Raw genomic sequence first — 15,508 nt, forward strand, 5'->3', positions numbered from 1 at the left:
CGGTACACACAGATATGTTTTTATTTAACACTCATGTGTGGCTAAACTTTTATATCAAGCTTCCTGGCCATCAGGAGTAAGCTGTAGTGCTTGCTCCGGATGGCGCAAGAGGGGGAGATTTATGCTCAAAAATGCCCTGAGCAATTATTAAGCGACATGTGATTAGCCGATTAACGTTACACTCACATATTTTTACAAATGCCTAACGCTTTATCCGCTCAGCTTGGGTATGATAAAGACCTGCAATTATACAACTTAGATGCATATACAAATGAACAAATTATGGATAAAGATCGCACTGCCGATTGTGGTTCTCGCCCTTGGCGTGGCAGGGATGTCTTTGATCAATGCCACCGCCCAGCAACAAGAAGAAAAAGAAGATACAGATACACGCCCTACGGTGAGTATCGATGAAGCCAGCGCTGAAGATTATCAGGTCATGATTACCAGCTTCGGCGAAGTGCGCCCGCTTGAGATGACTCAGCTCTCTGCACAGGTATCCGGTGAGGTGGTGGACTGGCACCAGGATTTTGTCGCCGGAGGCGTTGTTCCCCGCGGTACTACCCTGTTCAGTATCGATAAACAGCGTTACGAAGCCGCGTTATTACAGGCTGAAGCCGAGTTAAATCAGGCTCAGGCACAGCTTATAGAAGAACAGGCCAGAGCGCGGGTTGCAGCGCAGGAAGCCAAATCTATGGCTGACAGCCAGGTAACCGATCTCTATCTGCGTAAGCCTCAGTTGTTGAGCGCTGAGGCCGCGGTGAAATCGGCCGAAGCTAAACTAAAATTAGCCAAACGGGATTTAGCCTACTGTCAGGTAAAAGCACCCTATGATGCACTGGTTATCAGTCGCGACATCGGCCTGGGACAGTTTGTTAGCCAGGGCGCCCAGGTGGCCGAGCTGTACAACATTGAAACTGCCGAGATCACTCTGCCCATAGCAGGTTTCGACAGCACTTTTTTACCCACACCGCTGGCCGGAACCCAGGTCACTGTCACCAGTCGCGGGATCAATACGTTTTCCCGACAGGGCGTTATTGACCGCGACCTCGGCGTAGTGGAAAAAAGCACCCGAATGAGCCAGTTGATCGCCCGCATTCAGGACCCTTACAGCCTGCATAGCCAGGCCCCTGTATTCAAATTCGGCAGTTATGTTGAAGTCAGCCTGGCCGGTCAGACGCTGCAACAGGTGTTTCGCCTGCCTCAGGATCTGGTCACCAACCGTACCGTATGGTTGGTAGATAAAGACATGCAGTTACAACCCGTTAAAGTGGACGTGCTCCGCGAAGAGGGTAAATACTTCCTGATTAACGATGGTCTTAGCGAAGGTGACAGAGTACTGACCACAGTGCCTGAATACCCGCAAAAAGGGATGAAAGTAAAACTGGCCAAAGATGACCCAAAACTGGTCGCCCAGAACGCTGAAGCCGAATAAGGAGGTTCCATGACTGCTCAGGAACAAAAACAAACCGGGCTTATCGCGTTTTTTGCCAATAACCCGGTGGCCGCTAACCTGTTGATGATCTTCATCATCGTAATGGGAATTGTCAGTTATTTCACGATTCAGAGACAAATGTTTCCGAATGTTGAGATTAACTATATCAATATCAATGCCACTTACCGGGGGGCCTCACCGCAGGAAATTGAAGAAGGAATTCTGATAAAGATCGAAGAAGCCCTTAAAGATGTTACTGAAATCAAGAAAACCGTTTCCCGTGCCTTCAGAAACGCAGGGCGGGTGTCCCTTGAGATCAAAACTGACGCCGAATTGTCCGAGGTCATGGACAAAGTTAAATCCCGGGTCGACAGCATAGCTACCTTCCCTGCGGATATGGAGCCGGTGACTATCGCTCAGGCCGAATTCAGGCAAAGCGTAATAGAGATGGCGGTGGTGGGCGATTTGCCCCTCACCGATCTCAAAGTTCTGGCACGGCAGATGGAACGGGAACTGCTGCAACTGGGTAATATTTCCCTGGTCAATATGGATGCACCGGATGATGAAATTGCCATTGAAATCAAACCGGAGATGCTGCGCAAATATAATCTGACCCTCAGCGAGGTGTCGCAGGCTATACGCCGCTATTCGGCGAACATGTCGGCCGGCCAACTACGCACTGACTCCGGGATTATCTCGGTGCGGGTAGAGAATCAGTATTACAACGGTGAGGAGTTCCGCCAGATCCCGATCAAGATCGGTCCCAGCGGTGCCCGGGTATTGTTACAGGATGTGGCCACCATAGAAGATGGATTTGTCGAGGGTGAACGCTACTTCAAGTATTCGGGCACGAATGCCATTTTTATGGCTGTGCAGGCCACCAAGGATCAGAATATGATACCGGTGGCCGATTCGGTGAAAAGCTTTATTGAGCACCGCAATAAAAGCCTGCCGCCGGGCGTAGAGATGAAAGTACTGGTGGATATGACCTACTACCTCAATGCCCGCCTGGATATGATGCTGAAGAACCTGTTCCAGGGTTCGATTCTGGTAGCCCTGATGCTGACCATATTCCTGCGCTTCCGTCTGGCATTCTGGGTTATGGTAGGGTTGCCAGTGTGTTTCCTGGGTGCGGTAATGATGATGCCTGTTTTCGGCATCAGCATTAATATCCTTTCCCTGTTCGCATTTATTATGGTGCTGGGGATAGTGGTGGACGACGCCATTGTTATTGGCGAGAGTTCCTATACGGAGATAGAAAAATATGGAGGCGGTGTGGAAAGCGCCGTGCGCGGCGCCAAACGGGTGGCCACCCCGGCTACCTTCGGGGTACTGACCACCATAGCCGTTTTTGCGCCTTTTACCTTCAGCTCTGGGCCTGAGGGCACGTTCTTCTATATTATCGCCATGGTGGTTATCTTTTGTCTGGTCTTCAGTCTGATTGAATCCAAGCTGATCCTGCCGGCGCATATTGCCCATACCAATTTCAAACCGGTAAAAGAAACCAGTTGGCGCTCGCGCTTCAACAGGCGCTTCTTCGGTTTTGTTAACGGCCCTTATAAAAACTTTGTCAGCCGCTGTACCGAATTGCGCTGGCTGGTGTTGTGTACCTTTATCGCCATTCTGCTCATCAGCGTGGGGCTGATTAGCGCCGGTCATGTGCGTACCGTGCCGACCCCAAAAGTGCCCCATGACTTCCCCAGTATTCGCATCGAAATGAATGAAACCGTCTCAGATCAAACCACCATTGATGCGCTGATGACCATAGAGCAGGCGATTCAGGATGTAGAGAAGGAAACCGTAGCCGAATACGGTATCGGCATGGTACGGGATATGCTGGCCTTTAATCAGGGCCGTACCGAAGCCAGGCTGGTGGTACCACTGATTGAAGAAGAAGATCGCCCGTTTAATACATTTGAGCTGTCTCGGCGCTGGCGGGAGAAAATACCTGAAATCCCGGGTATGAAGTCGTTCAGCATTCAGGATGATGTTAACGGTGGTGGTAATGACGGCGACTTTGGCTACCTGCTGTTTGGTTCCGATCTGAAAACCCTCAATACAGCGGGAAGGCGTTTTATCGCCATGCTGCAGGAGCAGGAAGGGCTATTTGACGTCAGTTCCACCATCGATCCGGCCAGTAAAGAAGTGCAAATCCAATTGCTGCCGGTAGCCTATGATCTCGGTCTGAATCTGGCCACTATTGCCAGTCAGGTGGGTAACAGCTTCTATGGAACTCAGGCCCAACGGGTTATCCGTGACACCGAAGAAGTGCGGGTGATGGTGCGTTATCCGCGCCTGACCCGCGAGCGTTTTGCCGAACTCAAACATGCGATTATCACGACCCCTGATGGCCAGGAAGTGATGCTCGGTGACGTGGTGACCTTAAGTGAGCAGCCCGGCATCAGTTATATCCGCCGTGAAGGAGGCTATCGCAGCGTGTATGTGTGGGGTGCCATCGATCAGGACAGGGTCGAACCCGGTGCCGCCGTCAAGAACATCAAAGAGAAACTGTTGCCGGATCTCAAATCTGAGTTTCCTTCTGTGATGACCGAGCTGGGCGGTGATATTGCCGAGCAGCAGGCGCAACAGAACGAACAGATGATGTTCTTTATTGCCGGTATGATCATCGTCTATATCCTGCTGGCCGTGCCGCTGAAAAGCTATGGGCAGCCGATTATCATAATGTCGGTGATCCCTTTTGCCATGACCGGCGCCATCTGGGGCCATTTCTTCTTTGGCCTGGATATGAGCATGATGTCCACGTTCGGGCTGATTGCCGCCGCCGGGGTGGTGATTAACGATAGCCTGGTGATGACAGACTTTATCAATCAGCGCCGGGCGGAGGGCATTCGCATTAAAGATGCGGTGGTAGAAGCGGGCTGCGCCCGTTTCCGGGCCATTACCCTGACGTCGATCACTACTTTTGTGGGCGTATTGCCAATTATGTTTGAGACCAGCCTGCAGGCCAGGTTTGTGATCCCCATGGCGGTGGCACTGGGCTTTGCAGTACTTTACGCCACAGTGGTGACGCTGATTCTGGTACCCTGCCTGTATCTGATTCTCGGCGATCTGCGCAGGCCATTCAGCTGGATTAAGCGCAAGATAACCGGTAACAAGTCTCAGCCAGCCATTGGCAGTGAACCGCAAACCGATAGCTGAGTAATTTTTCTAATCACGTCAAAGGGCCCATCAGGGCCCTTTTTTATGTCTTCCCATACCAGGCAGTACCAATAACCACTTGCAGATCTATGTTGTATTTCCTTTGTTGAACTTGTTATTGATAACCATTATCATTCTCGACCATAATTTACAGCAACACGAATTCACCATGCACAAAACACCTGTTTCAATTGCTTTGCTAACTGCGCTGTCAGTACTTTCTTTGCCTGTTATGGCCAGCTCCGGGGTTGATGATGTGATTGAGGTCACCGCAACCCGTACTTCTGTACCACAAAGTGCTATTCCCGCCACTGTTTCGGTGATCACAGGCGAAGAAATCCGCTCGCAACTTAATGTCGCGCAGTCGCTGTCCGATATTCTTGGAAATATGATCCCGGCATTTTCTCCTTCGCGTCAGAAACTCACCAGCTCCGGTGAAACCCTGCGTGGCCGCAACCCTCTTTACCTGATCGATGGCATTCCGCAATCCAATCCGTTGCGTAATGGTTCTCGTGCCGCCTATACCATTGACCCCTTTATGATTGAGCGCGTAGAAGTGATTCATGGTGCCAGTGCCATACAGGGAATGGGTGCCAGTGGCGGCATCATCAATATTGTCACCAAGTCAGCAGAAGACGGACCGACTCACGAAGTGAATGCGGGTATCACGGCATCACCTGATGAGTTGTCAGACAGCGTGACTTATCAGACCGGTTATCTGTTCAGACAGAGTAGCGGAAGATGGCAAACCGTGCTGGGTGTCCAGGTTAAAGAGACCGGCATGTATGTTGATGGAAAAGGTCAGCTCATTGGCCTGGATGGAGTGCAGGGCGACACCATGGACTCCACCAGCTATGACCTGTTCGCCAGGCTTGGTTTTACCATTGATGATGAACAGTCATTAGAGTTTATGATCAACCGCTTCGATATGGCTGGTAACGGTAGCTATGGCACCCTTGATGGTGATCGCGAAGCCGGTATTCCGGCGGTTTCGATTGAAGGCCTGGTTGAAGGCGACAGCCCTGAAAATGAAGTGACCACCTCCAGCCTCACCTATCACCACGATTCATTGTTTTCCGGCAAACTGGACTGGCAGCTGTTCTTTCAGGATTTCTCTGCTCTATACGGTGGTGGTCGCTATGGCACCTTTCAGGATCCGGACTTCGGTGACAACCTGTTTGACCAGTCTCGTAACGATTCTCGCAAGTACGGATCTCGTATCACCATGAACTGGCAGGATGTGGCGGAAAGCCCCCTGGGCATCACTGCCGGTCTCGATTATTTAAATGACACCACCTTTCAGGAACTGGCACAAACCGGCCGTAAGTGGGTCCCTGATACAGAGTTTGTAAACTGGGCGCCCTATATTCAGGCCCGCTATCAGTTTGGCAACCTAAACCTCAGTGCCGGTGTACGCTATGAATATGGCAAGCTAAGGGTTGACGATTTCACCACCCTGGCGTCGTACAACAGTACCTTTGTAAAAGGTGGTGAACCCTCGTTTAACGAATTACTGCATAACCTCGGTGCGGTCTACCAGCTGAACGATAACTGGCGGGTCTATGCCAGCTACTCAGAAGGCTTCAGCATGCCGGATGTGGGCAGGGTTTTACGTGGTATCAGCGAGCCGAATCTTAATGTTTCCAGCTTTCTGGATCTGCAGCCGGTTATCGCAGACAACCAGGAAGCCGGGGTGGAATACAGCGGCGATGTTTTGTCTTTCAGCGCCAGTTATTTCACCTCAGATTCAGATTTGGGCGCACGTCTTCAGGCTGATGCCGATGGTATTTACACTGTGAAACGTGAACGCACGGAAATTGACGGTATTGAACTTAACGCCAGTTACATGCTGTCAGCCAATACCCGTTTGTCCGCCAGTTATGCCGATACTAACGGCGAGTTTGACAGCGATGGTGACCAACGGGTCGATCAGGACTTGTCTGGCCGCAATATCGCCCCGCGCCGTCTGAATCTGACCTGGCAGCAAAGCTGGACAGATATGTTGCTGACACGTGTGCAGTGGAGCAAATTGTTTGACCGTGATGCCGGTGAGGATAACAGCATTAATGATTTCGACGGCTACCACACCATTAACGCTACCGCGACACTGGATACCCTGGCGTCCGGAACTTTTACTCTTGGCGTGGAAAATCTGTTGGATGAGTATTATTTTACCTACTATGCACAAAGTGTCGGCGGCGATAACCGCAACTTCACCGGCCGCGGCCGCACTGTTACCTTAAGCTGGCAGTACGGATGGTGATCGATTGCGCCAGACCTTAAAGCGCTTAAACCAGTTCACCCACACCTGGCTCGGCCTGCTGCTGAGCCTGTGGGTGTTGTTGATGGCGGTGACCGGCACAGTGCTGTATTACAAACCGGCATTACTGAAGCTTACTTATCCTGCTCTCGAACTGGAAACGCCTGTTAGCCAGGCTCAGGCTGCCCGTCAGCTGGATCAGCTCAGCTCGCCACTGACCCAAGGTTATGCCTATATGCCAACGGACAACGCCCCCTGGCTGGAAGTGGTCGATCAGGATAAAACACACTGGTATTTTGGTCACTCGGGGATGCTGTTAAAACGTGAGCGACATGGTGATCTGATTGATATCTTTGTCTCACTGCATCATGATCTGATGTTAGGGGGTACCGGCAAAGATCTGCTCGGCATATTTGGCCTTGCCAGCGTGTTGCTGGTAGTAACCGGTCTTATTCGCTGGTGGCCACGTCATGGATTTTCCCGGCGCCATTTCACCGTACACTGGTTTAGTCTGAAAACCCGCAAAGGCCTGCAAACTCTGAGCGAACTGCATAAAGTGAGTGCGGCACTGATGGCTATTCCTATTCTTGTGATTCTCGCTACCGGTAGCGCCATCATCTACTCTCAGCCGGTCAACAAGATGCTGGTCAGCCTGCTGCCAGCAAGCGGGACGCAACCGGTTATTCCTTCGCCTGTACCCTATGCAACAGACTGGCAGGACCGCTTCAACGTAGCTAAGGCATTGTTTGATGATGCCTCACCACGTCTTGTTTATCTCTCCAGAGACAGAATGCGACTGAAGTTTGATGATGAATGGCATCCCAATGGCAGAAGTTACCTGGGGTTTTCACCCCAAAGCGGTGATCTGATCGAGCTGGAAAGTGTCCGCCAGACCGCACAGGGAAATCGGCTTTCCCATACTATCTATCCGCTGCATGTAGCCGCAGTAGGCGGTTTATTTTACCTGATAGTCAGCACTGTGGCGGGTCTGACCCTGATAATCCTGCCGGTAACGGGCATTGCCTATTACCTGAAACGCCGCGCCTACCAGACAGCCAGATAACCAGTAACAAGTCTCAGCCAGCCATTGGCAGCGAGCCGCAAGCTGATAATTGATAGCTGAGCATGAAAGTCGTCAGTTATCAGTTCTGAAAGCTGGTAGCTGATAGCTGAAAACTCGTCTGACTTTGCGAGATGGTTAGTAAGTAAAGAGGCACTGGGTTCCCGCCAACAGCATGCGGGAAAGACAGCCCGTCATGCCCGAGTACCGTTATCGGGCCTGTCCAGCACCTTTGATTGCACAGTATTAGTAATCAGCACTTTGACAATTCAAAGGTTGCTGGGCATCCAGCGACCTGTACGGCAGGTAATCTTTACCGCGGAGACGCAGAGATTCAGGAGAGTTTCCATCTTCGTGTTCTCCGCGTGCTCAGCGACTCTGCGAGATCCCAGGCTTTTCTCTTTTTGATCTCGCAGAGGCGCTAAGGCGCAGAGGATTCAAAAATTAATCGTTCGGTAAAGACACTGGGTTCCCGCCAACAGCATGCGGGAAAGACAGCCCGTCATGCCCGAGTACCGTTATCGGGCCTCAGTTAGCCCAATAAATTGGGCCCTACAAGGCTCCGTGCCCTTTGTGGCTCTGTGGTGAATTATTCTTTTTAGCGCTTTTTGCGCCGGGTCATTTTCAGCATCATATTGATATAACGCAGGTTGGGCAGAAAACGCTTCATATACCAGGCTTTGCGGCCTTCTTTATGGGGTAACACTATAAAAGCGTCGGTTTGCGCGGATTTATATACATAGTCTGCCACCTGTTCTGCGCTCAGGGTTGCACGGTCAAAATAACGACCCACTTTGACTTTAAAGTGAGGCTGCGCAGTACGCATTGATTGGTCCAGATTGGTTCTGAAAAATGACGGACACACCACAGATACCTGAATATTGTCTGCGGCCAGCTCCATGCGCAGGGTTTCAGAAAAGGCGATAACTGCGGCTTTCACGGCATTATAACTGCCCATTGAGGGCAGATGAGTAATACCAGCCTGGGAAGAGATATTGATAATCTGACCCTGCCCCTGCTTTTTAAACAACGGAGCAAAGGTCTGGCACCCACGCACGACGCCCAGCAGATTGATATTCAGAATCCACTGCCACTGCTCCATGGTTTCGGTTTCGAAATCTCCGGCAGTGGCCACGCCGGCATTATTGATCAGCAAATCTGCACCGTCCCAGTGCTGCTGCACTTGCTCCAGTACCGTCAACCAGTCGGCTTCTGAGGTCACATCGGCCTGAACACAGAAGCTTTCGCCACCGGCTTGCACGACTTCTTCGGCTACCCTGGCAGCGGATTCTGCGTCCTTATCGGTAACACAAATTGCGGCTCCCTGCTGTGCCCAACGCAGGGCCAGTGCGCGACCCAGACCTGAGCCACCGCCGGTGATTACCAGTCGTTTTTTATCCTGCATAGACTCTCCTGTGTAGTTTTCATCAGCTTTAATCCAGAAACGGGCTCCTGACCTTGTTTCAGAATACTTCGTGCTCTTCGTGTCCTTCGTGGTCAAAGTCTTCCAACCACGAAGAGCGCGAAGGAACACGAAGGATGCAAAATCACAGTGCATCCGTGTGCCGCGCTAACACCCTCCACTAGCTGAACCTTTTAATCACACTCAACGGTGCGATTTTTATCAGCGGTGCCATAAAAGACCAGGGCCAGGACGGCACAAAGCAACTGGCCTTTTCTTTCTCGATGGCTTTGACCAGTGCCCGGCACCCCGTTTCCCTGTCCACGATAAAGGGCACTTTTTCCACTTTTTCATTAATTTCACTGCGAATAAAACCGGGATGGATGGTGGACACGACAATGGGTTTATTGAGCACATCCACACGAATCCCTTCCATCAAAGTACTCAGCCCGGCCTTGGTAGCAGCGTAGGCCGTCAATGCACGACGAAAACCCCGAATGGCACTGAAGGAGGACATACCCACCAGATGACCATGATTCTGCTCCCGAAAGATTTCCATGGCGGCTTCAGATTGCGCAATCGCGGCGACAAAGTTCGTCATAGCGGTCTGCTTATTGGCTTCAAAATAACCTGTGCCGATCGAGGCACCTTTACCCATACCCGCATTAATAATGATTCTGTCCAGCGTGCCAAACTCCTGTTTAAATGCGTGAAACACTTCGAAAACCTGCCCATGATCATTAACATCCAGTGCCTTGAGGCTGACTTTAATTGTTGGATCAATAGCAGCGATTTCCTGTTTCAGACTTTCCAGCCTGTCGGTACGCCGGGCACAAAGGGCGAGGTTGCGGCCTTGTCTGGCAAACTCCAGTGCCATGCCCCAGCCCAACCCTGAACTGGCCCCTGTGATCAGAATATTTTTTCTCAACATCGCTGTGCTTCCTGTTATTTGTAGGTAATCAGTTCCGGGGTCCCATCAAAAGCCGTGTAATCATTAAGACTGGACAGCCTTAAACCGTTACGACCGTTAAGCAAACGGCTTACCCCACAATTGGCCAGAACCCAGTTTATGTTCAGAAAGTGCTTTTCCGGAACACCCAGCAACTGCTGCGCCAGAACTGAGATGGGCCCACCAGAGGTAATCACCAGCAGTTTATTGTGCGGTTTCTCCGTGGCGGCACTGATGCCCCGTTTGACTCTGGCGCAAAAATCCTCCCAACTCTCAATATATTCATTACCAGGCTCTGAGTTTGTCCATTTGCTGATGGCCTGACTGAAAGTTTGTGCAAAAGCAGCCGAAGGATCAGCCTGTTGCAACAGATACGCTTTAAGCCCTTGAGGGTTAGCAAACTCCGGATTCAATGCCGCCAGGACGTTGTGATGATCATATTCATTCCAGTCAGCGTTTTGCTCAATCCTGTCGTCTATGGGGTCAGCCAGATCAACAGGTTGTTGGTTCAGCCCTTGCCATAAAGCTTGCAGTGTTTGCCGATGACGCAGCATTGAGCCACTGATAATCTGCTGTGCAGTAAAGCTAATTCCGTTGTCAGCGAAAAACCGGCCCAAACGCCATGCTTGCTGGCGACCTGTTGGAGATAAGGCATCATAGTCAGCCTGATCAAACCCGGCCTGACCATGGCGCAACAGATAGATTTTTTGCATCAGACCGGCCTGCCCTGACGGATGGTGCGGCGGCAACGCCAGATAAGGTAATGCACAAACACCCAAAAGTGTTTGAAAGCGGGATTCCGGGTTTGTTTATGGTGATAGCGATAGTAAATCTGCTGAGCGATAGCGGCTAACCGAAACAATCCGTAAACCTCATAAAAGGTAAAATCACTGACCGACAGCGACCTTTTATCCAGATAGTACTCCACCACTTCCTGGCGATTTAACATACCGGGCAGATGGGTGGGCTGACGACGGGTCTGCTGTGCAAGAAAATCGTCACCGGCTTCGACCCAGTAAGCCAGGGTATTACCGAGATCCATCAGCGGGTCGCCCAGGGTCGCCAGCTCCCAGTCAAGAATGGCGGTAACCCGGGTGGGCTCATCAGGGGCCAACACTACATTATCAAAGCGAAAGTCATTGTGGGTCAGACAGATATGCTCCTTATCCGGCATATTATCCTCCAGCCAGCGACGCACATAACCCGCTCCCGGCACATTCCAGGTTTTAGCATTCATATAGCGCTGGTTCCAGCCACTGATCTGACGCTGAATATAACCTTCGCCTTTAGCCAGTTGATCCAGCCCGGCAGTTTTATAATCAACTTCGTGCAGCGCTATCATGGCATCCAGCACGTTAAGGCAAAGCTCGCGGGTCTGCGCAGGGTTAAGCTTCACGCCCCGCGGCAGATTACGCCGGGGGATAATGCCTTCACAGCGCTGCATCAGATAAAACTCACTGCCGATCAACTCCGGGTCTGAGCAGAATCCGAGCATATCCGGCACATAAGGATAAACCGGCTTAAGTGCCTTTTGCAGGCGGTATTCCCGGCCCATATCATGAGCGCCTTTAGCCTTAGTACCGGCCGGGGCCCGGCGCAGGATCACATCCTGCTCAGCAAAGGATAAACAATAGGTCCAGTTTGACGCACCACCGCTGTATTGCTGCACCTGTGGAGTACCGGTTAAATGGGGTAATTGTTCGTTAACCCAGGGCAGAAGACGATTCAGATCCAGCTCTTCGCCTTGTCTTACCTGGCCGGGCTGATCGGTGATGTTGCTGCTCATTTAGCCGCCTGTTTATATTTTGCCAGCTCCAATCTGGCTACCATGGCCTGATGGACCTCATCAGGGCCATCAGCAAGTCGCAGCGCTCTGGCCATCGCCATCATGGCTGCCAGTGGCGTATCGCCGCTCATACCGGCGCCGCCGTGCAACTGAATCGCCAAATCCACGCTTTGTTCCATTACCCGTGGCGCGATGACTTTAATGGCGGAGATTTCTGTCATCGCCTGTTTTACGCCAACCGCATCAATTTTCCAGGCAGCATTTAAGGTCAGTAAACGGGCCTGATCGATGGCCATTCGTACCTCGGCAATACGAGCTTTATTTGCCCCTAAATTTATAAGCGGCTGGCCAAAAGCCCGGCGCGCTGTGGCTCGTGCTATTCCCAGCTCCAGTGCCCGCTCTGCGGCACCAATGGCGCGCATACAATGATGGATACGACCGGGGCCAAGCCGGCCCTGGGCTATCGCAAAGCCCTTACCCATACCGAGGATAAGATTCTGTTCAGGCACCCTGACATGGTCAAATATCACCTCGCCATGCCCGTAGGGCGCATCATACTCACCATACGCACTGAGCATGCGCTGAATATTCACTCCCGGGCGGTCCAGTTCCACCAGCACCATGGAGTGGCGAGCATGTTTTTCACCTTCCGGGTTCGACAACCCCATAAAAATTGCCACTTTGGCATCGGGGTGGCCGAGGCCGGTACTCCACCATTTGCGGCCGTTAAGCACAAGTTCATCCCCTTCTTCGTGGATACTGGCCTGCATATTAGTGGCATCAGAAGAGGCAACATCCGGCTCGGTCATACAAAACACACTGCGAATCCGGCCTTCCAGCAAGGGCGTCAGCCATTTTTGCTGCTGCCCGGCACTGCCAAAGTGATACAACACTTCCATATTGCCGGTATCCGGTGCATTGCAGTTGAAAATCTCGCTGGCGATAGGTGAGCGACCCATTTGCTCGGCTAAGGGGGCATATTCGAGTGTGCTCAATCCCTGACCGAGCTCGTCATCGGGCAAAAAAAGATTCCACAGCCCCTGCACTTTAGCCTGTTGCTTAAGAGATTCAACACCAGGATGCAACTGCCATCGCTGCCACTGACCATGATTATTTTGCTGATGATGAAAGGCCATCACCTCGGCCTCAATGGGCAGAACATGCTGGTGCATAAAGTCTGTCAGTTGGGTTAAATACTGCTGACTTCGCTGTGATGGCTGGAAGTCCATAGGGTGCTCCGGATTCATTTTTCAGACCTGAAGAAGCCTAGCGCCCTTTCACTATTGAATAAAATGAAATATATTCCAGAGATATTATGAACAGTATTCATAGCAAAACCACTCACAGCAGTTCACCTTTTCAGCAGCTGGATCTGAATCTGCTGAAGATCTTTGAGGCACTGTATCAGGAACGCAATATGTCCAGAGCGGCACAGCGCCTTCACCTGACGCCGTCTGCCGTAAGCCATGCAATAAAGCGCCTGCGTACTCATCTGGCCGATCCCTTATTTACACGCCAGGGCAATGTCATGCAGCCCACAGCATTGTGTGAAAGCCTGGCACCTGCTCTGATTAATAACCTCGGGCAACTGCGTGAAATTCTGCAACTGAGTGAACAGTTTTCTCCGCAAACGGCAGTCAATTATTTTCGTATCGGTATCCATGAAGCGCTGGAGAAGTTACTACTACCACCACTGGCTGCAGCATTGGCCGCACAGGCACCGGGCACATCGCTGGCCAGTTACGCTCTGGAGCGCTCACAAATGGCAAGACAGCTGGCCGGCGGAACGGTAGATATCGCCATTGATGTGTCTTTGCCAATCAGCGAACCGGTATTACACCGCCCCTTACTCAGCGACAGATTCTGTGTAGTGATGGCCCAAGAGCACAGTCTGTACGCTAAGCTGAATAAGAAGGCCTATGCACAAGCCCGCCATATCAGCGTATCTCATCGCGCCAGTGGTCCCGCCATCGAAGACATTGCTCTGCGCCAACAAGGTGTAAACCGCCGCATTGCCCTGCATTGTCAGAGTTATGGAAGCGCCATTAATGTGGTACGTCAGTCTGATTTGCTACTGACCATGCCCGCCAAACTTGCCGGAGCCCTGAATCAGGATGGCATCGTCATTTGCAATGCGCCAGTCACCATTGCCGATATCGCCATTCATCAGTATTGGCATAAAAATACCGACAATCACCCGGCGCTGAGCTGGCTCAGACAACTCACCCATGCAGTGGCCCTCGCGCTCTAACGCGCAGGTTTGACCTTCAGACTGTTCAGAACCTCATCGGTATGCTGGCCCAATGTTGGTGGCGCCTGATTGTATTCAACTTTGGTGCGCGAGAATTTTACCGGATTAGCCACCATGGGCACTTTACCGGCTATGGGATGCGGCAGATCAAATTGCATCCGGCGATGGCGCACCTGAGGCTCGGCAAACACCCTATCCAGGGTATTAATAGGGCCGCAGGGCACCCCGGCTTCGGCCAGTTGTGCCAGCCAGTGATCCAATGGCTGCATGCACAGCAAGGCTTCCAGTCTGGGGATCAGGCTCAGACGGTGTTGTACCCGTCTGGCATTGGTGCTGAATCTGTTATCAAAGGCCAGCTCAGCATCACCTAACACGGTACAACAGCGCTGAAACTGCTGATCATTGCCCACTGCCAGCAAAATAAAACCATCTTTTACCTTCAGTGACTGATAAGGAACAATGTTAGGGTGCGCAGTGCCCATGCGTTGCGGCACCTCACCACTGACCAGATAGTTACTGGCCTGATTCGCCAGCCAGGCGACCTGAGTGTCCAGCAGCGCCAGATCAATATGCTGGCCCTGCCCGCTTTGCTCCCGTTCATACAAAGCTGCAAGAATAGCGGACACCCCGTACATACCGGTCATCAGATCGGCCACCGCCACTCCGGCTTTTTGCGGCCCGCCGCCTGGCAGCGTGTCGGGCTCGCCGGTGATGCTCATCAGCCCGCCCATGGCCTGGATCATGGCATCATAACCGGGGCGCGTGGCATCAGGGCCGTCCTGACCAAAACCGGTAATGGAACAATAAATCAGCTTTGGATTCACTTTGCCCAGGCTGGCATAATCGAGGCCATATTTTTTAAGGCCACCGACTTTATAGTTTTCCACCAACACATCGGCCCTGGCAGCCAGCTCCCGGATCACCTGCTGGCCTTCATCCGTGGTGATATCCACCGTAACCGACTGTTTACCGCGATTCGCAGCAAGATAATAAGCCGATTCTGCGGTTTCCCGGCCTTGTGCATCTTTTAAGTAAGGGGGCCCCCAGTGGCGGGTATCATCACCACATTGCGGGCGTTCTATTTTCCACACGCTGGCACCGTAATCGGCCAGCACCTGTGTGGCCCAGGGTCCGGCCAGAATACGACTGAGATCCAATACCTTGATACCTTTAAGCGGGCCTGCCATTGACCACTCCTGCAACGAA

At 51.9% G+C, this 15,508-nt stretch carries 11 protein-coding genes; 5 read left to right on the plus strand and 6 right to left on the minus strand.

Annotation, left to right across the window (positions count from 1 at the left end; all coding sequences use genetic code 11):
• Positions 1-271: 271 nt before the first annotated feature.
• The 4 genes from CDA54_RS09720 to CDA54_RS09735 all read left to right on the plus strand — a co-directional run bounded on the left by CDA54_RS09720 (position 272) and on the right by CDA54_RS09735 (position 7,917).
• Positions 272-1,435: an efflux RND transporter periplasmic adaptor subunit gene (locus CDA54_RS09720; protein WP_099034806.1), complete on the plus strand. Its 1,164-nt coding sequence runs from the start codon at positions 272-274 to the stop codon at positions 1,433-1,435.
• 9 nt (positions 1,436-1,444) lie between these two features.
• Complete coding sequence (locus CDA54_RS09725; protein ID WP_099034807.1) at positions 1,445-4,594, plus strand: efflux RND transporter permease subunit; 3,150 nt, start codon at positions 1,445-1,447, stop codon at positions 4,592-4,594.
• A gap of 169 nt (positions 4,595-4,763) precedes the next feature.
• On the plus strand, positions 4,764-6,857 hold the full coding sequence (locus CDA54_RS09730) for a TonB-dependent receptor (protein WP_099034844.1): 2,094 nt from the start codon (positions 4,764-4,766) through the stop codon (positions 6,855-6,857).
• Between the two features lie 4 nt (positions 6,858-6,861).
• Entirely contained in the window at positions 6,862-7,917 is a 1,056-nt protein-coding gene (locus tag CDA54_RS09735) for a PepSY-associated TM helix domain-containing protein (RefSeq protein WP_099034808.1), read from the plus strand.
• A 595-nt stretch (positions 7,918-8,512) separates the two neighbouring features.
• On the opposite strand, the gene CDA54_RS09740 is transcribed toward CDA54_RS09735, so the two are convergent.
• From CDA54_RS09740 to CDA54_RS09760, 5 genes are all read right to left on the minus strand, one after another.
• Positions 8,513-9,319, minus strand: a complete 807-nt coding sequence (locus CDA54_RS09740) for an SDR family oxidoreductase (protein ID WP_099034809.1) — start codon at positions 9,317-9,319, stop codon at positions 8,513-8,515.
• A 178-nt stretch (positions 9,320-9,497) separates the two neighbouring features.
• Positions 9,498-10,247 carry an SDR family oxidoreductase gene (locus CDA54_RS09745; RefSeq protein ID WP_099034810.1) on the minus strand — a complete coding sequence of 250 codons (750 nt, stop codon included), beginning with the start codon at positions 10,245-10,247 and terminating at the stop codon, positions 9,498-9,500.
• Between the two features lie 14 nt (positions 10,248-10,261).
• Complete coding sequence (locus tag CDA54_RS09750; protein WP_099034811.1) at positions 10,262-10,978, minus strand: histidine phosphatase family protein; 717 nt, start codon at positions 10,976-10,978, stop codon at positions 10,262-10,264.
• Positions 10,978-12,051, minus strand: coding sequence for a phosphotransferase family protein (locus CDA54_RS09755; RefSeq protein WP_099034812.1), 1,074 nt, complete (start codon positions 12,049-12,051; stop codon positions 10,978-10,980). The genes CDA54_RS09750 and CDA54_RS09755 overlap by 1 nt, the downstream gene beginning before the upstream one ends.
• The gene (locus CDA54_RS09760) at positions 12,048-13,280 is read right to left on the minus strand and encodes an acyl-CoA dehydrogenase family protein (RefSeq protein WP_099034813.1); all 1,233 of its coding nucleotides are present in this window, start codon (positions 13,278-13,280) and stop codon (positions 12,048-12,050) included. The genes CDA54_RS09755 and CDA54_RS09760 overlap by 4 nt, the downstream gene beginning before the upstream one ends.
• Positions 13,281-13,366: 86 nt before the next feature.
• On the opposite strand from CDA54_RS09760, the gene CDA54_RS09765 reads away from it, so the two are divergent.
• Positions 13,367-14,302, plus strand: a complete 936-nt coding sequence (locus CDA54_RS09765) for a LysR family transcriptional regulator (RefSeq protein WP_099034814.1) — start codon at positions 13,367-13,369, stop codon at positions 14,300-14,302.
• Here the strand turns inward: CDA54_RS09765 and CDA54_RS09770 are convergent.
• On the minus strand, positions 14,299-15,489 hold the full coding sequence (locus CDA54_RS09770) for a CaiB/BaiF CoA transferase family protein (RefSeq protein ID WP_099034815.1): 1,191 nt from the start codon (positions 15,487-15,489) through the stop codon (positions 14,299-14,301). The two genes, CDA54_RS09765 and CDA54_RS09770, sit on opposite strands and share 4 nt — an antisense overlap.
• Positions 15,490-15,508 lie beyond the last annotated feature (19 nt).

The sequence above is a fragment of the Lacimicrobium alkaliphilum genome, from assembly GCF_002591895.1.
Taxonomy (GTDB): Bacteria; Pseudomonadota; Gammaproteobacteria; order Enterobacterales; family Alteromonadaceae; genus Lacimicrobium; species Lacimicrobium alkaliphilum.